Source organism: Pseudomonas zanjanensis (assembly GCF_014268745.2).
Taxonomy (GTDB): Bacteria; Pseudomonadota; Gammaproteobacteria; order Pseudomonadales; family Pseudomonadaceae; genus Aquipseudomonas; species Aquipseudomonas zanjanensis.
Genome location: NZ_JABWRB020000001.1, coordinates 1,778,059 through 1,792,290, shown reverse-complemented (window position 1 = coordinate 1,792,290; position 14,232 = coordinate 1,778,059). Strand labels below are relative to the sequence as shown.

The 14,232-nt window shown below is 62.3% G+C and carries 12 protein-coding genes; 5 read left to right on the top strand and 7 right to left on the bottom strand.

What is annotated here, in order from left to right:
• Window positions 1–73: 73 nt before the first annotated feature.
• The gene (locus HU715_RS07500) at window positions 74–544 is read left to right on the top strand and encodes an LEA/WHy family protein (RefSeq protein WP_186707646.1); all 471 of its coding nucleotides are present in this window, start codon (window positions 74–76) and stop codon (window positions 542–544) included.
• A gap of 1 nt (window position 545) precedes the next feature.
• On the opposite strand, the gene HU715_RS07495 is transcribed toward HU715_RS07500, so the two are convergent.
• Window positions 546–1,469 (bottom strand): carbon-nitrogen hydrolase family protein, encoded by a 924-nt coding sequence (locus HU715_RS07495; RefSeq protein ID WP_186707645.1) that lies wholly within the window; start codon window positions 1,467–1,469, stop codon window positions 546–548.
• Between the two features lie 86 nt (window positions 1,470–1,555).
• Here HU715_RS07495 and HU715_RS07490 point away from each other — a divergent pair, with 86 nt between their 5' ends.
• A complete protein-coding gene (locus HU715_RS07490; RefSeq protein WP_186707673.1) occupies window positions 1,556–2,464 on the top strand; it encodes a LysR family transcriptional regulator in 909 nt (302 codons plus the stop codon).
• Between the two features lie 3 nt (window positions 2,465–2,467).
• Here the strand turns inward: HU715_RS07490 and HU715_RS07485 are convergent, their stop codons facing one another.
• Window positions 2,468–2,722: a hypothetical protein gene (locus HU715_RS07485; protein WP_003181187.1), complete on the bottom strand. Its 255-nt coding sequence runs from the start codon at window positions 2,720–2,722 to the stop codon at window positions 2,468–2,470.
• A gap of 160 nt (window positions 2,723–2,882) precedes the next feature.
• Between HU715_RS07485 and HU715_RS07480 the strand changes: the two genes are divergently transcribed.
• Window positions 2,883–3,200, top strand: coding sequence for an ElaB/YgaM/YqjD family protein (locus HU715_RS07480; RefSeq protein WP_186707644.1), 318 nt, complete (start codon window positions 2,883–2,885; stop codon window positions 3,198–3,200).
• 183 nt (window positions 3,201–3,383) lie between these two features.
• Here HU715_RS07480 and HU715_RS07475 read toward each other — a convergent pair whose 3' ends face one another.
• The 3 genes from HU715_RS07475 to HU715_RS07465 all read right to left on the bottom strand — a co-directional run bounded on the left by HU715_RS07475 (window position 3,384) and on the right by HU715_RS07465 (window position 7,791).
• Window positions 3,384–5,261, bottom strand: coding sequence for a feruloyl-CoA synthase (locus HU715_RS07475; protein WP_186707643.1), 1,878 nt, complete (start codon window positions 5,259–5,261; stop codon window positions 3,384–3,386).
• 141 nt (window positions 5,262–5,402) lie between these two features.
• Window positions 5,403–6,851, bottom strand: a complete 1,449-nt coding sequence (locus tag HU715_RS07470) for an aldehyde dehydrogenase (protein WP_186707642.1) — start codon at window positions 6,849–6,851, stop codon at window positions 5,403–5,405.
• Window positions 6,852–6,960: 109 nt separating this feature from the next.
• Window positions 6,961–7,791 carry a p-hydroxycinnamoyl CoA hydratase/lyase gene (locus tag HU715_RS07465; RefSeq protein ID WP_186707641.1) on the bottom strand — a complete coding sequence of 277 codons (831 nt, stop codon included), beginning with the start codon at window positions 7,789–7,791 and terminating at the stop codon, window positions 6,961–6,963.
• A gap of 212 nt (window positions 7,792–8,003) precedes the next feature.
• Between HU715_RS07465 and HU715_RS07460 the strand changes: the two genes are divergently transcribed.
• Window positions 8,004–8,489 (top strand): MarR family winged helix-turn-helix transcriptional regulator, encoded by a 486-nt coding sequence (locus tag HU715_RS07460; protein WP_186707640.1) that lies wholly within the window; start codon window positions 8,004–8,006, stop codon window positions 8,487–8,489.
• Window positions 8,490–8,631: 142 nt separating this feature from the next.
• Here HU715_RS07460 and HU715_RS07455 read toward each other — a convergent pair whose 3' ends face one another.
• Window positions 8,632–9,939 carry an OprD family porin gene (locus tag HU715_RS07455; protein WP_186707639.1) on the bottom strand — a complete coding sequence of 436 codons (1,308 nt, stop codon included), beginning with the start codon at window positions 9,937–9,939 and terminating at the stop codon, window positions 8,632–8,634.
• 313 nt (window positions 9,940–10,252) lie between these two features.
• On the opposite strand from HU715_RS07455, the gene mhpT reads away from it, so the two are divergent.
• Window positions 10,253–11,470 carry a 3-(3-hydroxy-phenyl)propionate transporter MhpT gene (gene mhpT, locus HU715_RS07450; protein ID WP_186707638.1) on the top strand — a complete coding sequence of 406 codons (1,218 nt, stop codon included), beginning with the start codon at window positions 10,253–10,255 and terminating at the stop codon, window positions 11,468–11,470.
• Window positions 11,471–11,795: 325 nt separating this feature from the next.
• On the opposite strand, the gene HU715_RS07445 is transcribed toward mhpT, so the two are convergent.
• A complete protein-coding gene (locus HU715_RS07445; RefSeq protein ID WP_186707637.1) occupies window positions 11,796–14,216 on the bottom strand; it encodes an efflux RND transporter permease subunit in 2,421 nt (806 codons plus the stop codon).
• Window positions 14,217–14,232 lie beyond the last annotated feature (16 nt).

Genomic DNA, 14,232 nt, shown 5'->3' with positions numbered 1-14,232 from the left:
AGGGTTCTTTGGTTGCCGCGTGATCCCTGTGCGGTATCGTGCTCAATGACCGCCTTTTTTGAGAATTTATCCAATGCGCAGAATCCTCGGCCTTTCCGTATTCCTGATCCTGCTCAGCCTCAGCGCCTGCGCCCTCTTCCCGCACCATGACCCGCTGAACATTAACGTGGTGGGCATCGAGCCGTTGCCCAACCAGGGCTTGGAAGTGCGTTTCGCGGTGAAACTGCGTGTGCAGAACCCCAACGAAACCGCCATCGACTACAACGGCATGGCCTTGGACCTGGAGGTCAATGGTCGTACGCTGGCGACCGGGGTCAGTGACCAGGCCGGTTCGATCCCGCGCTTTTCCGAAGCGATCCTGAGTGTGCCGGTGAGCATTTCGGCGTTTTCCGTGCTGCGCCAGACCCTGGGCCTGAGCCAGACCCAAAGCCTGGACAACCTGCCCTATGTACTCAAGGGCAAGCTCGCCGGCGGCGTGTTCGGCACGATGCGCTTCGTCGACCGAGGGACCCTCGAGCTGCCAGGTTCCGCGGCGACGTGGTGAATCACGCCGTGAAGCGCACGCCGGGCTTGGCGCGTTCGTCCACCACCAGTTCGAACACGTCCGGCCTGGCGTAGTGCCCGACCACATCGTAGTCATAGCGTGCCCGCACCAGATCATCGGTGTCGATTTCGGCGGTCAATAACCCTGCGGTGTCTTTCAGCGGCCCGGCGAGCACATCACCCATGGGCCCGACAATCACACTGCCACCGGCGATCAGCGGCCGTTCGGCGGGCCAGTGCGCGACGTCAATGCCCAGGGACTGCGGCGACGCCTGGACCTGACAGGCACTGACCACAAAACAGCGCCCTTCGTGAGCGATATGGCGCATGGTCACCTGCCACATCTCCCGCTCGTCAACCGTTGGCGCACACCAGACTTCCACGCCCTTGGCGTACATCGCGGTGCGCAGCAGCGGCATCATGTTCTCCCAGCACACCGCGGCGCCGACCCGGCCGACCTGGCTGTCGATCACCGGCAAGGTCGAACCATCGCCCTTGCCCCAGATCAGCCGCTCGGTGCCGGTGGGCATCAACTTGCGGTGCCGGGCCACGAGGCCTGCATCGGGTTCGAAATACAGCGCGGTGCAGTACAGGGTGCTACCGACACGCTCGATGACGCCCAGCACCAGGCTCGCCCCGGTGCGCGCCGACAGCCCGGCCAGCGCTTCGGTTTCCACGCCGGGCACGTCGATGGCGTTGGCAAAGTAGCGGGCAAACGCCTCGCGCCCTTCCGGCAATCGGTAACCCAGTTGCGTTCCGAACCCCTCGCCCTTGGGATAGCCACCCAACAGCGCTTCAGGCATCACCACCAGGCGTGCACCGGCTTGGCGAATGGCGTCTTCGTAGGAAAGGATCTGCGCCAGGGTCTCGCCCTTGCCACCCGGCAACGAACCGATCTGCAGGGCAGCCACAATGGATTTGGGCATGGGTTTTCAACTCCTTGATCATCAGGTGTTGCTGATTCTCAAGCAGCGGCCGATCATGAATAAAGCCCCGAATGCTGCTAAATGATATGAGCCTCATGAATATCGCCGACATCGACCTCAACCTGCTCAAGACCTTCGAAGCCCTGCATGACGAATCAAGCGCCAGCCGCGCCGCCGTGCGCCTGGGTGTGACGCAATCGGCCATCAGCGCCGCGTTGCGCAGGCTTCGCAATGTGTATGGCGATCAATTGTTCGTGCGTACGGGACGGGGGCTGGCGCCGACGTTGCGGGCCAATCAACTGAAACCGGTGATCAGCGAAGCCTTGGACAAATGTCGCCAGAGCCTGGCGATGATCGACCCGGACGCCAGTCATTATGACGGTCGTTCGGTCATCGTCGGCCTGTCGGACGATTTCGAGATTGCCCATGGACGCCGCCTGATCGAGGAAGTGGCCCGCCGCGCGCCGGGCCTGCGCTTGATTTTCCGCCAGACCCACAGCCAGATCGTCGGCCGGGCCTTGATGGAGCGCGACTTTGACCTGGCGATCACGGCGGGCGGTTTCGCCCAACGGTTGCTCAGCCGCCAGGTGTTGGGCGAAGGCGACTACGCCTGTCTCCTGGACGCGGCGAGCCTGGCCCAAGGCCAACAAACCCTCAGCCTGGAGGCCTTCGTGGCCCGTGAACATCTGCTGGTGTCTTCGGGGGGCTTCATCGGTATCACCGACGAGGGGCTGGCCGAGCTTGGCCTGAGTCGGCGTGTCTGTGCCTCGACCACGCATTTTGCCGGGTTGCCGTTCCTGCTCAAGGGCAGCCAGGCCGTGGCGACGATTCCGACCCACGCCGCCCGGGCCATCGCCGACCTCGGCGGCCTGGCCTTGCTGCCCTGCCCCCTGGCCTTGCCCCGCTACCCCATCGAACTGGGCTGGCGAACCCACACGCAAATGGACCCAGCGGTGATCAAGGTGCGCGAGGCCATTACCGCGACGTTCGCCTGAGGCTTACTTGTTGGCGGCCATCAGGCGATTGACTTCACTGCGCACCATGTTGGCGTATTCCGGGGGCGACATGCCGTCCAGCTCAGCACGCACCCACTCGGCCCACTTGCCCTTGCGCTTGGAGCGCTCGCCGAACAGGCGGGCGGCATCGCCCTTGGCCTTGCCCAAATTGTTTTGCCACAGTTCAAAGAGTCGGGATTTTTCGTCTTCCAGCGCGGCGCGCTCGGCCAGGGGCTTGTCAGCCAGATTGAAGCTCATGGGAATTACCTGTTGCGTAAATAGGCGCCATCTTACACCTTGCAGGGAAACGTCTTAACCACGATTTGCGATGGAATGCCCTGCCAGGGCCGCGCGCTGCAACTTTTGTACAAGCGCAACACTCCATTGTTCAATGCCATCATCCACAAGGAGCATTTCCATGGCCCGTAAAGGCACCGTGCAAACGAACGGAGAGCAAATCAAGGATCAGGCCTTCAGCGAACTGAAGGCATTGATTGAAGAATCGGAGAAGCTGCTCAAAAGCAGTGCCTCGCTGGTGGGCGAAGAAGCCGAAAACCTGCGCGGCCAGGTCTCCCAGAAACTGCAACAGGCCCTCGATTCGGTCGCCAGCGCCCGGGAGCGCACCCGTCCGATGGTCGATGCCACCGAGGTCTATATCGGCGGCCACCCGTGGCAGACCGTGGCGATTTCCGCTGGGTTCGGGCTGGTGGTGGGCTTGCTGTTGGGGCGGCGTTAAACATCACCACCTGTGTGCGGGCAAGCCCGGCTCCCTCAGGGACCGGTGGCGCACACAAATATTGCCTACACCACAGAGCCACTGTGGGAGCGGGCTTGCTCGCGAAGGCGGTGTGTCAGTTAAAGATAATGTTTACTGACACACCGCCTTCGCGGGCAAGCCCGCTCCCACATAGTTTTGTGTTTAGCCCACCGCACCGGCCCGCAGGATCGACGCATCCTCCCCGCGATACAACGCCTCCACCTTCCCGGCCCGCCACTGCAACACCGCCCGCTGGTTGATCGAGCCCTTGTCGGTGATTTCACCGCGGTCGATGGAGGCCGGCTCATCGAGCAAGGCAATCCACTCCACTCGACTGGCGTTGCCACTGGCTTCGCGGTTCAGGCGTTGCAGCCAGTCGGCGAACCATCGGCGTACCGGCGGGCTGCCAAGGACCTGGGCATCGCTGGCCGCAGCCCCCAGGCCTGACAGGCGTCGGCATTCCGCAAGGCGTGGAAACACCAGTGCGCCCAGGCATTCGCGATCCGGTGCGGTGATCACCAGGTCCTGGACATAGGGCGTGCCTTCCAGCACCGCTCGGTTGCGCAACGGGCCGACGCTGACGAATACCCCGGAGGACAATTTGAAATCCTCGGCGATCCGTCCATCGAACATCAGCCCCAGTTGCGGATTGCTGGCATCGGCCAGCTTGATCGCATCCCCGGAACAATAAAAACCGTCCTCGTCGAACACGTCAGCGGTCTGCTGCGGCGAGCGCCAGTAGCCAGGCATGATGTGCGGCCCGCGAAAGCGCCCTTCGAACTTGCCGTCCACCGGCACCAGCCGGACTTCGCAACCAGGCGCCGGTAGGCCAATGTAGCCGGCCATGGACAAGGGCCCGGTGGTGAAGGTGCAGGACGGCGACGCCTCGGTCATGCCCAGGCCGGCCATCATGCGGATACGTTCGCCGCAATGCTGCTCGGCGACCTTGTCGAGCCGGTCCCAGGTCGTTTGCGACAGGCCCGCCGCGGCAAAGAAGAACAGGCTGATACGCCTGAAGAAACGCTCGCGCAATTCACCGTCCTGCTCCAGGGCGCTGACCAATTCCTCCCAGCCCTTGGGCACGGTCAGGTAGGCCGTCGGCGAAATTTCCTTGAGGTTGCGCAGGGTCTCGGCGAAGCCTTGGGCGGTGGGTTTACCGTCGTCCAGGTAGAACGTGCCGCCGTTGTACAGCACTATGCCGAGGTTGTGGCTGCCACCGAATGTGTGGTTCCACGGCAGCCAGTCCACCAGCACCGGCGGCGTTTCGCCGAACACTGGAAAGGTCTGCAGCAGCATCTGCTGATTGGCGCACAGCATGCGTTGGGTGGTGATCACCGCCTTGGGCAGCTTGGTGGAGCCCGAGGTAAACAGGAACTTGGCAATGCTGTCCGGCCCGGTGGCGGCGAACGCCTGCTCGGCTTCGATATCACCAGGTTGGGCCAGCAGGCTGGCGAAACGGGTCCCAGGCCGGCCCGCCATCTCGCCACGCACGGTGATCAAGGGGACGTCCGCCGGCAATACGGCATTGATCGCCCGTTCGAAAGGTGCGGCTTCGCTGACAAACACCAGACCCGGCTGCAGCAGATCGCAGACGTGGCGCAGCTTGGCGAAATCCTGGGACAGCAATGAATAGGCCGGTGAAACCGGGCAATAGGGAATGCCGGCGTACATCGCGCCGAGGGCCATTTGCAGGTGCTCGATGTCGTTGCCGGAGAGCAACGCCAGGGGTTTTTCCGCCGACAATCCGTAACTCAGCAGGCTTTGGGCGATGGCCCGGACGCTGTCGAGCATCTGCGCATAGCTGACTCGACGCCAGTCGCCACCCGCTTCACGGGCCGCGATAAATGTCTGCTGTGGGCGCACCTCGGCCCAGTGCACCAGGCGCTCGAGCAAACGCGCCGGCAAGGGGGCCAGGGGTTCCAGGGAACGCATGTGCAAGATGCCACGCTCTTCCCGGACTTCGACGGCAGGGTGACCAATCGACACCTGGCGATAACGCCCGGCCTCGGGTCGGGAGGACGATCTGGACTCGGAACTCACGTACATTTCCTCCACCAAGGCACACTCGGGTCGCAATGCGAGCGGAGCGTGGCAACACAGGGCTGCGGCCTTGTCATTATTATTCTGGCCTGCATCCGGGCGGCGGCCTTCATGGCCGGGCCGCCCGCGATGCGACGGGTTTCAGATCGGGTAATGCCGCGGACCGTTCTGCAAGGTCACCCAACGCAACTGGGTGAAATGCTCGATGGACGCCTTGCCGCCAAAGCTGCCGTAACCGCTGGACTTGACCCCACCAAAAGGCATTTGCGCCTCGTCGTGCACGGTCGGGCCGTTGATGTGGCAAATGCCCGACTCGACCCGCTGGGCCAAGGCCAGCGCGCGGCTGGTGTCGCGACTGAAGATGGCGGCCGACAGGCCGAACTCGGAATCGTTGGCCAGGCGCAGCAGCTCTTCATCGCCGTCACCGCGCAGCAGCACCGCCACCGGCCCGAAGGACTCTTCACGGTACAGGCACATGTGTGCGGTGACGCCGTCGAGCAAGGTCGGCTGCAGGATGCTGCCTTCCAACTGCCCACCGCTGACCAGCGTCGCGCCTTTGGCCAAGGCGTCGTCGATCAGCCCCTTGATGCGCTGGCCGGCACTGGCATCGACCAACGAGCCCAGCACCGAATCGCCAGCCGCCGGATCGCCGGCACGCAAGGTGGCGATCTTGGCGGTCAACTTGGCGACGAACGCATCCGCCACGCGGGCGTCGACGATCAATCGCTCGGTGGACATGCAGATCTGGCCCTGGTTGAAGTAGGCCCCGAAGGCAGCCGCTTGCACCGCTGCATCCAGGTCGGCGTCGTCCAACACCAGCAGCGGCGCCTTGCCGCCGAGCTCCAGCAACGCAGGCTTGAGATGGCGCGCCGACAGTTCGCCGACGATGCGCCCGACATGGGTCGAGCCGGTGAAGTTCACTCGGCGCACCGCCGGGTTGGCGATCAACCGTTCAACAATGGCTGGCGCATCCGCCGGGGCATTGCAGATCACGTTGACCACACCGTCGCCCAGCCCGGCGTCTTGGAGCACCTGGCCAATCAAGCGGTGCACCGCCGGGCTGATCTCGGAAGCCTTGAGTACCACGGTGTTACCGCAGGCCAGGGGCATGGCGATGGCGCGGGTCGCAAGAATCACCGGGGCGTTCCAGGGGGCGATGCCCAGCACCACGCCACAAGGCTGACGCAGGGCCATGGCGAAACTGCCGGGCACGTCCGAAGGAATGATTTCGCCGTTGATCTGGGTGGTCATGGACGCGGCTTCGCGCAGCATGTTCGCCGCCAGGTGCACATTGAAGCCGTACCAGTTGGCCATGGCGCCGGTCTCGCCGGCGGCGGCGATAAACTCGCCACTGCGGGCCTGCAATTGCTCGGCCGCACGCAACAGACGTGTACGGCGCTCGTTGGGCGCCAGCGCGGCCCAGGCGGGAAACGCCGCTTGGGCGGCGGCCACGGCGGCATCGGCGTCTTCCAGGGTGGCGGCAGCCACGCGAGACACCACCTCACCCGTCACCGGGTTGCAGCGTTCGAAGGTCCGGCCATCGCGGGCCGGGCACGACTGGCCGCCAATCAACAGGGGCACGTCCAGCATGGTGATTCCTCTTTAATTGTCTTTATCGGGAACACATTGCAGCGATGTAACAGTAGCGTCAGGGCGACGCAGCGAACAGCGGGATGCGGCCCACCGCTCGCCGGTCGACTCAGCGCTTATAGGTTTGCAGGCCCGGCTTGATGCTCTTGTCGTCCAGGAACTGTTTCATGCCCTGCTCGCGGCCACCCTCGGTGTCGAGCAGGCGCGACTGGTCGAGCTTGGCGTACAGGTAATCCTCGTTCTGCTCCCAAGTCAGTTCGCGGCAGCGCTTGAAGCCATGCTTGGCGGCGCGCAGCACCACCGGGTTTTTCTCCAGCAGGTTGCGCGCCAGTTCCACGGTGACGTCGCGCAGTTGCGCCAGGGGCACGCTTTCATTGACCAAGCCCATCTCGGCGGCTTTCTGCCCGCCGAAGGTCTTGCCGGTCATGATGTAGTACAGCGATTGGCGATGGCCCACCGTATCGGCCATGGCCTTGCTGACCAGGTTGCCCGGCGGGATGCCCCAGTTGATTTCCGAGAGACCGAAGGTCGCTTCGTCGGCGCAGATCGCCAGGTCGCACGCCACCAGCGGGCTGAAACCGCCACCGAAGCACCAGCCATTGACCATGGCGATGGTCGGCTTGGCGTACATGCGCAGCAGTTTCCACTGCCACTGCGACGCTTCGCGACGGATCTTTTCCTGGAGGATCTCTGGCCCGGCATCCACTTCGCGGAAGTATTCCTTGAGGTCCATGCCGGCAGTCCACGCATCACCGGCCCCAGTCAGCACCAATACGCCGGCGGCTGGATCCTGCTCCAGGGTCTCGAGCACGTCGATCATCTCGCGATTGAGGGTCGGGCTCATGGCGTTGCGTTTTTCCGGGCGGTTGAGGGTGACCCAAGCGATGCCCTCTTCGATATCGACCTTGACCGTTGTCCAGCGACCTTCGTAATTGCTCATGATGCGGGCTCTCTTGTTCTTGGCTGAAGATGATCAAAAACTAAACCGGAAAAATAGTTATGTCAATTAACTATTAATCGATTTACCTGTATTTTTCAGAGGCTGGGTTGAAGATTTAAAAACTGAATGTACCCAAGCCCATAGCCAGCGCGCCGCAACCTCGGCAAACTGGATAGCCTTATTAATCACTTACTTTGAGGAAGCTCACTTCGATGGCCAAGTCTTCCAAGCTTGCCGAACCCGCCGAGCCCCTGGTCGCCGGTACCGACGCGCAGGCACCGCTGGACTCCGCGCTGGACGACCTGATCGGCTATGCCCTGCGTCGCGCCCAGTTGAAACTGTTCCAGAACCTGATCGGCCGGCTCGCCGTCCACGACCTGCGCCCCGCCCAGTTCTCCGCCCTGGCGATCATCGACCAGAATCCCGGCCTGATGCAGGCCGACCTGGCCAAGGCCCTGGCGATCGAACCGCCGCAGGTGGTGCCACTGCTGAACAAGCTGGAAAGCCGCGCCCTGGCCGTGCGTGTACGCTGCAAACCGGACAAGCGCTCCTATGGCATTTTCCTTAGCAAGACCGGCGAAACCCTGCTCAAGGAACTCAAGCACATCGCCGTCCAGAGCGACCTTGATTCCACCACGACCCTCTCAGCGGCTGAGCGTGAGGAGTTGCTGCGGTTGTTGAAGAAGGTTTATCAATAACCCCCTGTGGCGAGGGCGCTTGCTCCCGCTATGTGGGAGCAAAGCTTGCTCGCGACGAAGGCACCTCGATTTCTGAAGAACCGCGGTGCGTACATCGCGGGCAAGCCTTGCTCCCACAACAGCTCGCCAGGCACCTCGAAACTCACCAGATCGGCACGCTGTACGTCACCAGGAATCGGGTCTGGTTTTCATCGCGAAACGCCGCCGTACCCGGGAAGTCGTTGCGGTAGATCGATTTGCGCGCCAGCAGCCCGACGTTTTTCAGTGGGCCGCTCTGGACCACATATCCCAGCTCCATCTGGAACTCGCGCTCCTTGCGATCCTCGGCATTGAGGGCCGCCAGCTCGATGTGGTCACCACGCACATAACGCAATCGGCTCCTCAGGCCCGGCACGCCCACGGCAGCGAAATCGTAGTCATGAATGGCCTGCCAGGTGCGTTCCTTGGCATTGAGGAAATCCGAGCTCATGGTCATTTCACTCAAGCCCATCAGCTCGGTGCCGGACACATACGGCGTGGCCGTATCGCCACTGGCGTGCATGTAGCCCAGGCTGACGCGATGCCCCCCCAGGCGATAACCGACCAGCGCCGAAACGTTGCGGTTATCCACCTTGCCTGCCTTGGCCGCGCCGTCTTCATCACTGAAAAAGCTGCGAAGGTCGGTGGTTAGCACACCGTCGCCCAATGGCAGGTTGTGCAGCAATGCCAGGGTATTCTGTTGGTACAGATCCGCGACTTCGGCGTGGTAGGCCCGCAAGCTGAGGTCTTTGTTGACCTGGTAGTCGCCGCCCACATAGGCCATATGGGATGAAGTCGCCGCACCGTTGAAACGACGATTGGGCGAGGCGATGCTCATGGGCTGGTAATCGGTGGAATCGCGCCGGGCGATGCGGTCGATGTAACCCGTGTTCAACACCAAACCGTCGAAATCCTTGGAGCTGAGGGTCGTACCGCGAAAGGTCTGAGGCAACAGCCGCGACGGGCTGGCGAAGGCAAACGGCAGGAAAATCGACACGTCGCCGGTCTTCACTGTGGTTTGCGCAAAACGCAGCTTGCCGGTCACGCCCAGGCGCGAATACTCATCCGCCGCGCGCTTGTCGCTGCTCGACACAGGCAGCAGTTCAGTACCGCTTCGGTCCGGCGACGAGTCGAGCTTGATGCCCAGCAATCCCCTCACGTCGAGGCCGAACCCGACCGTGCCTGGGGTAAACCCCGACTCAACGTTCATGAATACGCCTTGGGCCCATTCCCTGGCCGCGGTCTTGGCGCCGTCGTCCTTGTAGTCGCGGTCCATGTAGTAGTTGCGCAAGGTCAGGGTGCCGTGGCTATCGTCGATGAAGCCTTCCGCCCACGAGACCGGAGAACCCAGGCTCAATCCGAGACAGGCCAGCAGAGGGACAAGCGATGAAACAGGGCGCGCCTTCAGCGCATCCCGGGCAAGGTTTGGCATGTTTGGTGTCCATTTATTGTTGTTGTTTTGATCGGCCCAACCTTGGCGATGGGGGCCGCGCGAACAAAGAATGGAAACGGTACGGGCGCTTCGTCAATCCAGAATGTCCGATAATCGAACATTAATGTAATTAACTAATTTACTATCTCGCTCGAGGATTCTGCCCAAGCCTCTGATTTACATCATGAACGGGTCGATTGTTGACGTCCTGTCCGCACCCTTCATTTTTTAGTTAGCTTTGTTAATCTTAAATGCACCCACCGGTTTTCCTTCGAGCCGGTGTTCCCTCACAAAAACAATAAGAGGATTTGCCATGGACCGTCCGGCGCGTCGTGCGACGCTGACCATCGCCTTGTGTTTCATCGTTGCGTTGATCGAGGGTTTCGACCTGCAGTCAGCCGGCACCGCCGCCGCAGGGTTGCGACAGACGTTTGCCCTCGACCCGAAAATGATGGGCTGGGTGTTCAGCGCCGGCATCATCGGGTTGTTGCCGGGAGCTTTCTTCGGTGGCTGGATCGCTGACCGCATCGGTCGCAAGAAAATCCTCATCGCGGCAGTCTTGCTGTTCGGCGTGTTTTCCCTCAGCACCGCTTATGTCGAACATTTCTCCAGCCTGTTGCTGGTGCGCTTCATGACCGGCCTGGGTCTTGGGGCCGCCCTGCCCAACCTCATTGCCCTGTGTGCCGAAGCCGTGGGCGAGCAGCGCCGGGGCACGGCCATCAGCGTGATGTACGCGGGGGTGCCGTTGGGTGGTGCGTTGGCCGCCGTGGTCGCCATGCTGTTTGGCGAGCACTGGCAGATGACGTTTTTTATCGGTGGGTTGGCACCCTTGCTGGTGGTCCCGTTGATGCTCCTGTGGCTTCCCGAATCCAGCGCCTTTCGCCAGGCACAGGGTGACAGCGGCTCCTCGCGCGGTTCCACCGCCCAGGCGCTGTTCGGTGAAGGTCGCGGTCGTACTACCTTGGCGCTGTGGCTGAGCTACTTCTTCACCCTGACGGTGATGTACATGTTGCTCAACTGGTTGCCTTCGTTGTTGCTGGAACAAGGCTTCAGCAGACCCCAGGCCGGCCTGGTGCAGATGCTCTTCAACATTGGCGGAGCCCTTGGCTCGTTGCTGGGCGGCCTGTTGCTGGACCGATGCAATGGGGTCAAGGTGGTGCTGTTTGTCTACGCTGGTCTGCTGAGCGCCCTGGCCGGGGTCGGGTTGTCCGTTGGTATCGTGCCGATGGCCATCGCCGGGTTTGCCGCCGGGTTGTTTGTCATGGCTGCGCAGTTGGTTCTCTATGCGTTGGCGCCCCCCTCCTATCCTACGGCGGTGCGTGCGACGGGGGTGGGTGCCGCGGTGGCCATCGGGCGCCTGGGGTCGGTGGCCGGGCCTCTCGCCGCTGGGCAGATCCTGGCGGCCGGGGGTGGGACCACGGCTGTATTGCTGGCGACTTCGCCTGGGTTGGTGGTTGCGACGTTGGCTGTTCTTGGTGTGATTCGTTATTCGGCTGGACCGGGGTTGGGTGCGGCGAAATCGGTTGTTTGACTGGGTGTGAATATCCGTTGCTGCGGTAGCGGCCGCTTATGGTTCCGCCCTGACGGCGGGTCGTCCCCCATCAGATACCAGATCTGTGGGAGCAAAGCTTGCTCGCGATGGCGGTGGCTCAGTCAATGAAGATGTTGGCTGTGCCGGCCTCTTCGCGAGCAAGCTCGCTCCCACAGGGGGCTCGGTGCACCTGGGTTTTGTGCCTACCGGAAATCCAGTGTGGGAGCGAGCTTGCTCGCGATAGCGGTGGCTCGGTCAATGAAGATATTGGATGTGCCAGCCCCTTCGCGAGCAAGCCCGCTCCCACAACCCTTCCAGAAAACCGTCACCCCCTAACCCACCGCTCCCGCCGACTAAGCACAGGCTTTTTTACAAACACCCTCTGCGGCAACAGCAACCAAGCCAAGGCCGGCAGCAGAATCAAGGCCCCAAGCATGTTCACCAGGAACATAAAGGCCAGCAACACCCCCATGTCAGCCTGAAACTTGATCGGTGAAAACGCCCAGGTCGACACCGCCACCGCCAATGTCATGCCCGTCAGCAACACCACCTTGCCGGTAAACAGCAGCGCCTGGTAATACGCCTGGGCCAAGGTGTCGCCAGCACGCATCCGCGCCAGGATCACGCTCAACACATAGAGCGCATAATCGACGCCAATGCCCACGCCCAAGGCAATGACCGGCAGTGTCGCGACTTTCACCCCCATGCCCAGCCCCACCATCAGCGCCTCGCACAGGATCGAGGTGAGCATCAGCGGCAGCATCGCGCACAGGGTCGCCCGCCAGCTGCGGAAGGTCAGCAAACACAGCAGGCTGACCGCACCGTAGACCCAGAACAGCATCTCGCGCATGGACTTCTTCACCACGATATTGGTCGCCGCTTCGATGCCCGCGCTGCCGGCCGCCAGCATGAACTTGACCTCCGGCATCTGATGTCCGGCAATGAATTGCTCACTGGCCTCCACCACCCGGTTCAAGGTGTCTGCCTTGTGGTCGGCCAGGTAGACATACAACGACAGCATCGAACACCCCTGGTTGAACAACTCCCGCGGTGCACGGGTTTGCACGGCCCCCAGCGCGCCGTCGTTGGGGATCAGTTCATACCATTTGAAGTTGCCTTCGTTATAACCGGCCGTGGCGATCTTGCTCAGTGCCGCCATCGAGGTGGTCGACTCCACACCGGGCAATTGCTCCAGTTGCCAGGCCAGCGCGTCTACCGCGGACAGGCTGGCGTAACGGGTGCACTGATCCTCCGGGGTCTTGATCATGACCACGAAGATGTCCGAGCTGGCCGCGTAGTTTTGCGTCATGAACAGCGCATCGCGGTTGTAGCGCGAGTCGGCCCGCAGCTCCGGAGCGCCGGGGTCCAGGTCGCCGATTTTCAGGTGCAGGCTCACGGCAAAACCAAACGCGGCCAACAGCAAGCCAACCAGCATGGCGCCAATGGCCCAGCGCCGTTGGGTGAACAGATCGAGCACGCGCCACAGCGGATGCTTGATCTGCGCCTGTTGCTCATGGGTTTGCGCACTCAGGCTGCGTTGCGCCGCCGCCGGGCTGACGCCGATGTAGCTGAGCAGGATCGGCAGCAGAATCAGGTTGGTGAAAATCAGCACCGCCACGCCGAGGCTGGCGGTGATCGCCAGGTCCTGGATCACTCGGATGTTGATCAGCAGCAACACCGCAAAACCGACCGCATCACAGAGCAACGCGGTGATGCCGGCAGCGAACAACCGGCGGAAGGTATAACGCGCGGCGACCACCCGGTGAGTGCCACGGCCGATGTCCTGCATGATGCCGTTCATCTTCTGCGCGCCATGGCTCATGCCAATGGCGAAGACCAGGAACGGCACCAGTGCCGAGTACGGGTCCAGCTCATAACCGAGCAAGGCAAGCAGCCCCAGTTGCCAAAGCACCGCGGCCAGTGAGCACGTCACCACCACCAGGGTGCTGCGCGCGCAACGGGTGTAGCCGAACAGCACCAGCACCGTCACCAGGACCGCTACCACGAAGAACAGCAGGACTTGGGTCATCCCTTCGATCAAGTCGCCGACGATTTTGGTAAAGCCAGTGATGTGAATCCGCAGGTCGTCAGTCTGGTACTTGTCCCGTAGCGCCTCCAGTTGCCGGGAGAATTCTCCGTAATCCAGCGCCTTGCCCGTCTGCGGATTGATTTCCAGCAACGGCACGAAGATCACGCTGGACTTGAAGTTGCCCGCGACCAATTGACCGACTTCCCCGGAACGGCCCACGTTGGTCCGCACCTGCTCGATGCTGACGGCCGACCCGTCGTAGTCGTCGGGGATCACCGTGCCGCCGTCCAGACCTTCTTCGGTCACGGCGGTCCAGCGCGTGGTCGGGGTCCATAGCGACTTCATGTAGGGACGGTCGACGCCCGGCAACAGGTAAAGCTCGTCGTTGAGCTTGGCCAGGGTGTCGAGGTAATCCTTGGTGAAAATACTCCCCTGCTTGACCTCCACGGCAATGCGCAGCGAGTTGCCCAGGCCGCTCAACTCGTTGCGGTTCTCGAGGAAATTGGCGACATAGGGATGCCCGGTGGGAATGGTCTTCTCGTAGCTGGCATTGATGCCGATGCGGGTGGCTTGCCAACCAAGCACCAAGGTCACCAGCAGGCACAGCAGGATCACCAGCGGACGATGGTTGAAGATCGCCCGCTCGGCGAAGTTGCCCGACGCCCGGTCGAAGTCTTCCTGGCGGCCGATCACGGTTTGGGTTCTGTCGTCTTTCAAGTTTGACTCCTGTTGC

Bases quoted from the DNA above. Each gene is read 5' to 3' on its own strand.
- HU715_RS07500 (WP_186707646.1), top strand. From the start codon at position 74: ATGCGCAGAATCCTCGGCCTTTCCGTATTCCTGATCCTGCTCAGCCTC.
- HU715_RS07495 (WP_186707645.1), bottom strand. From the start codon at position 1,469: ATGCCCAAATCCATTGTGGCTGCCCTGCAGATCGGTTCGTTGCCGGGT.
- HU715_RS07490 (WP_186707673.1), top strand. From the start codon at position 1,556: ATGAGCCTCATGAATATCGCCGACATCGACCTCAACCTGCTCAAGACC.
- HU715_RS07485 (WP_003181187.1), bottom strand. From the start codon at position 2,722: ATGAGCTTCAATCTGGCTGACAAGCCCCTGGCCGAGCGCGCCGCGCTG.
- HU715_RS07480 (WP_186707644.1), top strand. From the start codon at position 2,883: ATGGCCCGTAAAGGCACCGTGCAAACGAACGGAGAGCAAATCAAGGAT.
- HU715_RS07470 (WP_186707642.1), bottom strand. From the start codon at position 6,851: ATGCTGGACGTGCCCCTGTTGATTGGCGGCCAGTCGTGCCCGGCCCGC.
- HU715_RS07465 (WP_186707641.1), bottom strand. From the start codon at position 7,791: ATGAGCAATTACGAAGGTCGCTGGACAACGGTCAAGGTCGATATCGAA.
- HU715_RS07460 (WP_186707640.1), top strand. From the start codon at position 8,004: ATGGCCAAGTCTTCCAAGCTTGCCGAACCCGCCGAGCCCCTGGTCGCC.
- HU715_RS07455 (WP_186707639.1), bottom strand. From the start codon at position 9,939: ATGCCAAACCTTGCCCGGGATGCGCTGAAGGCGCGCCCTGTTTCATCG.
- mhpT (WP_186707638.1), top strand. From the start codon at position 10,253: ATGGACCGTCCGGCGCGTCGTGCGACGCTGACCATCGCCTTGTGTTTC.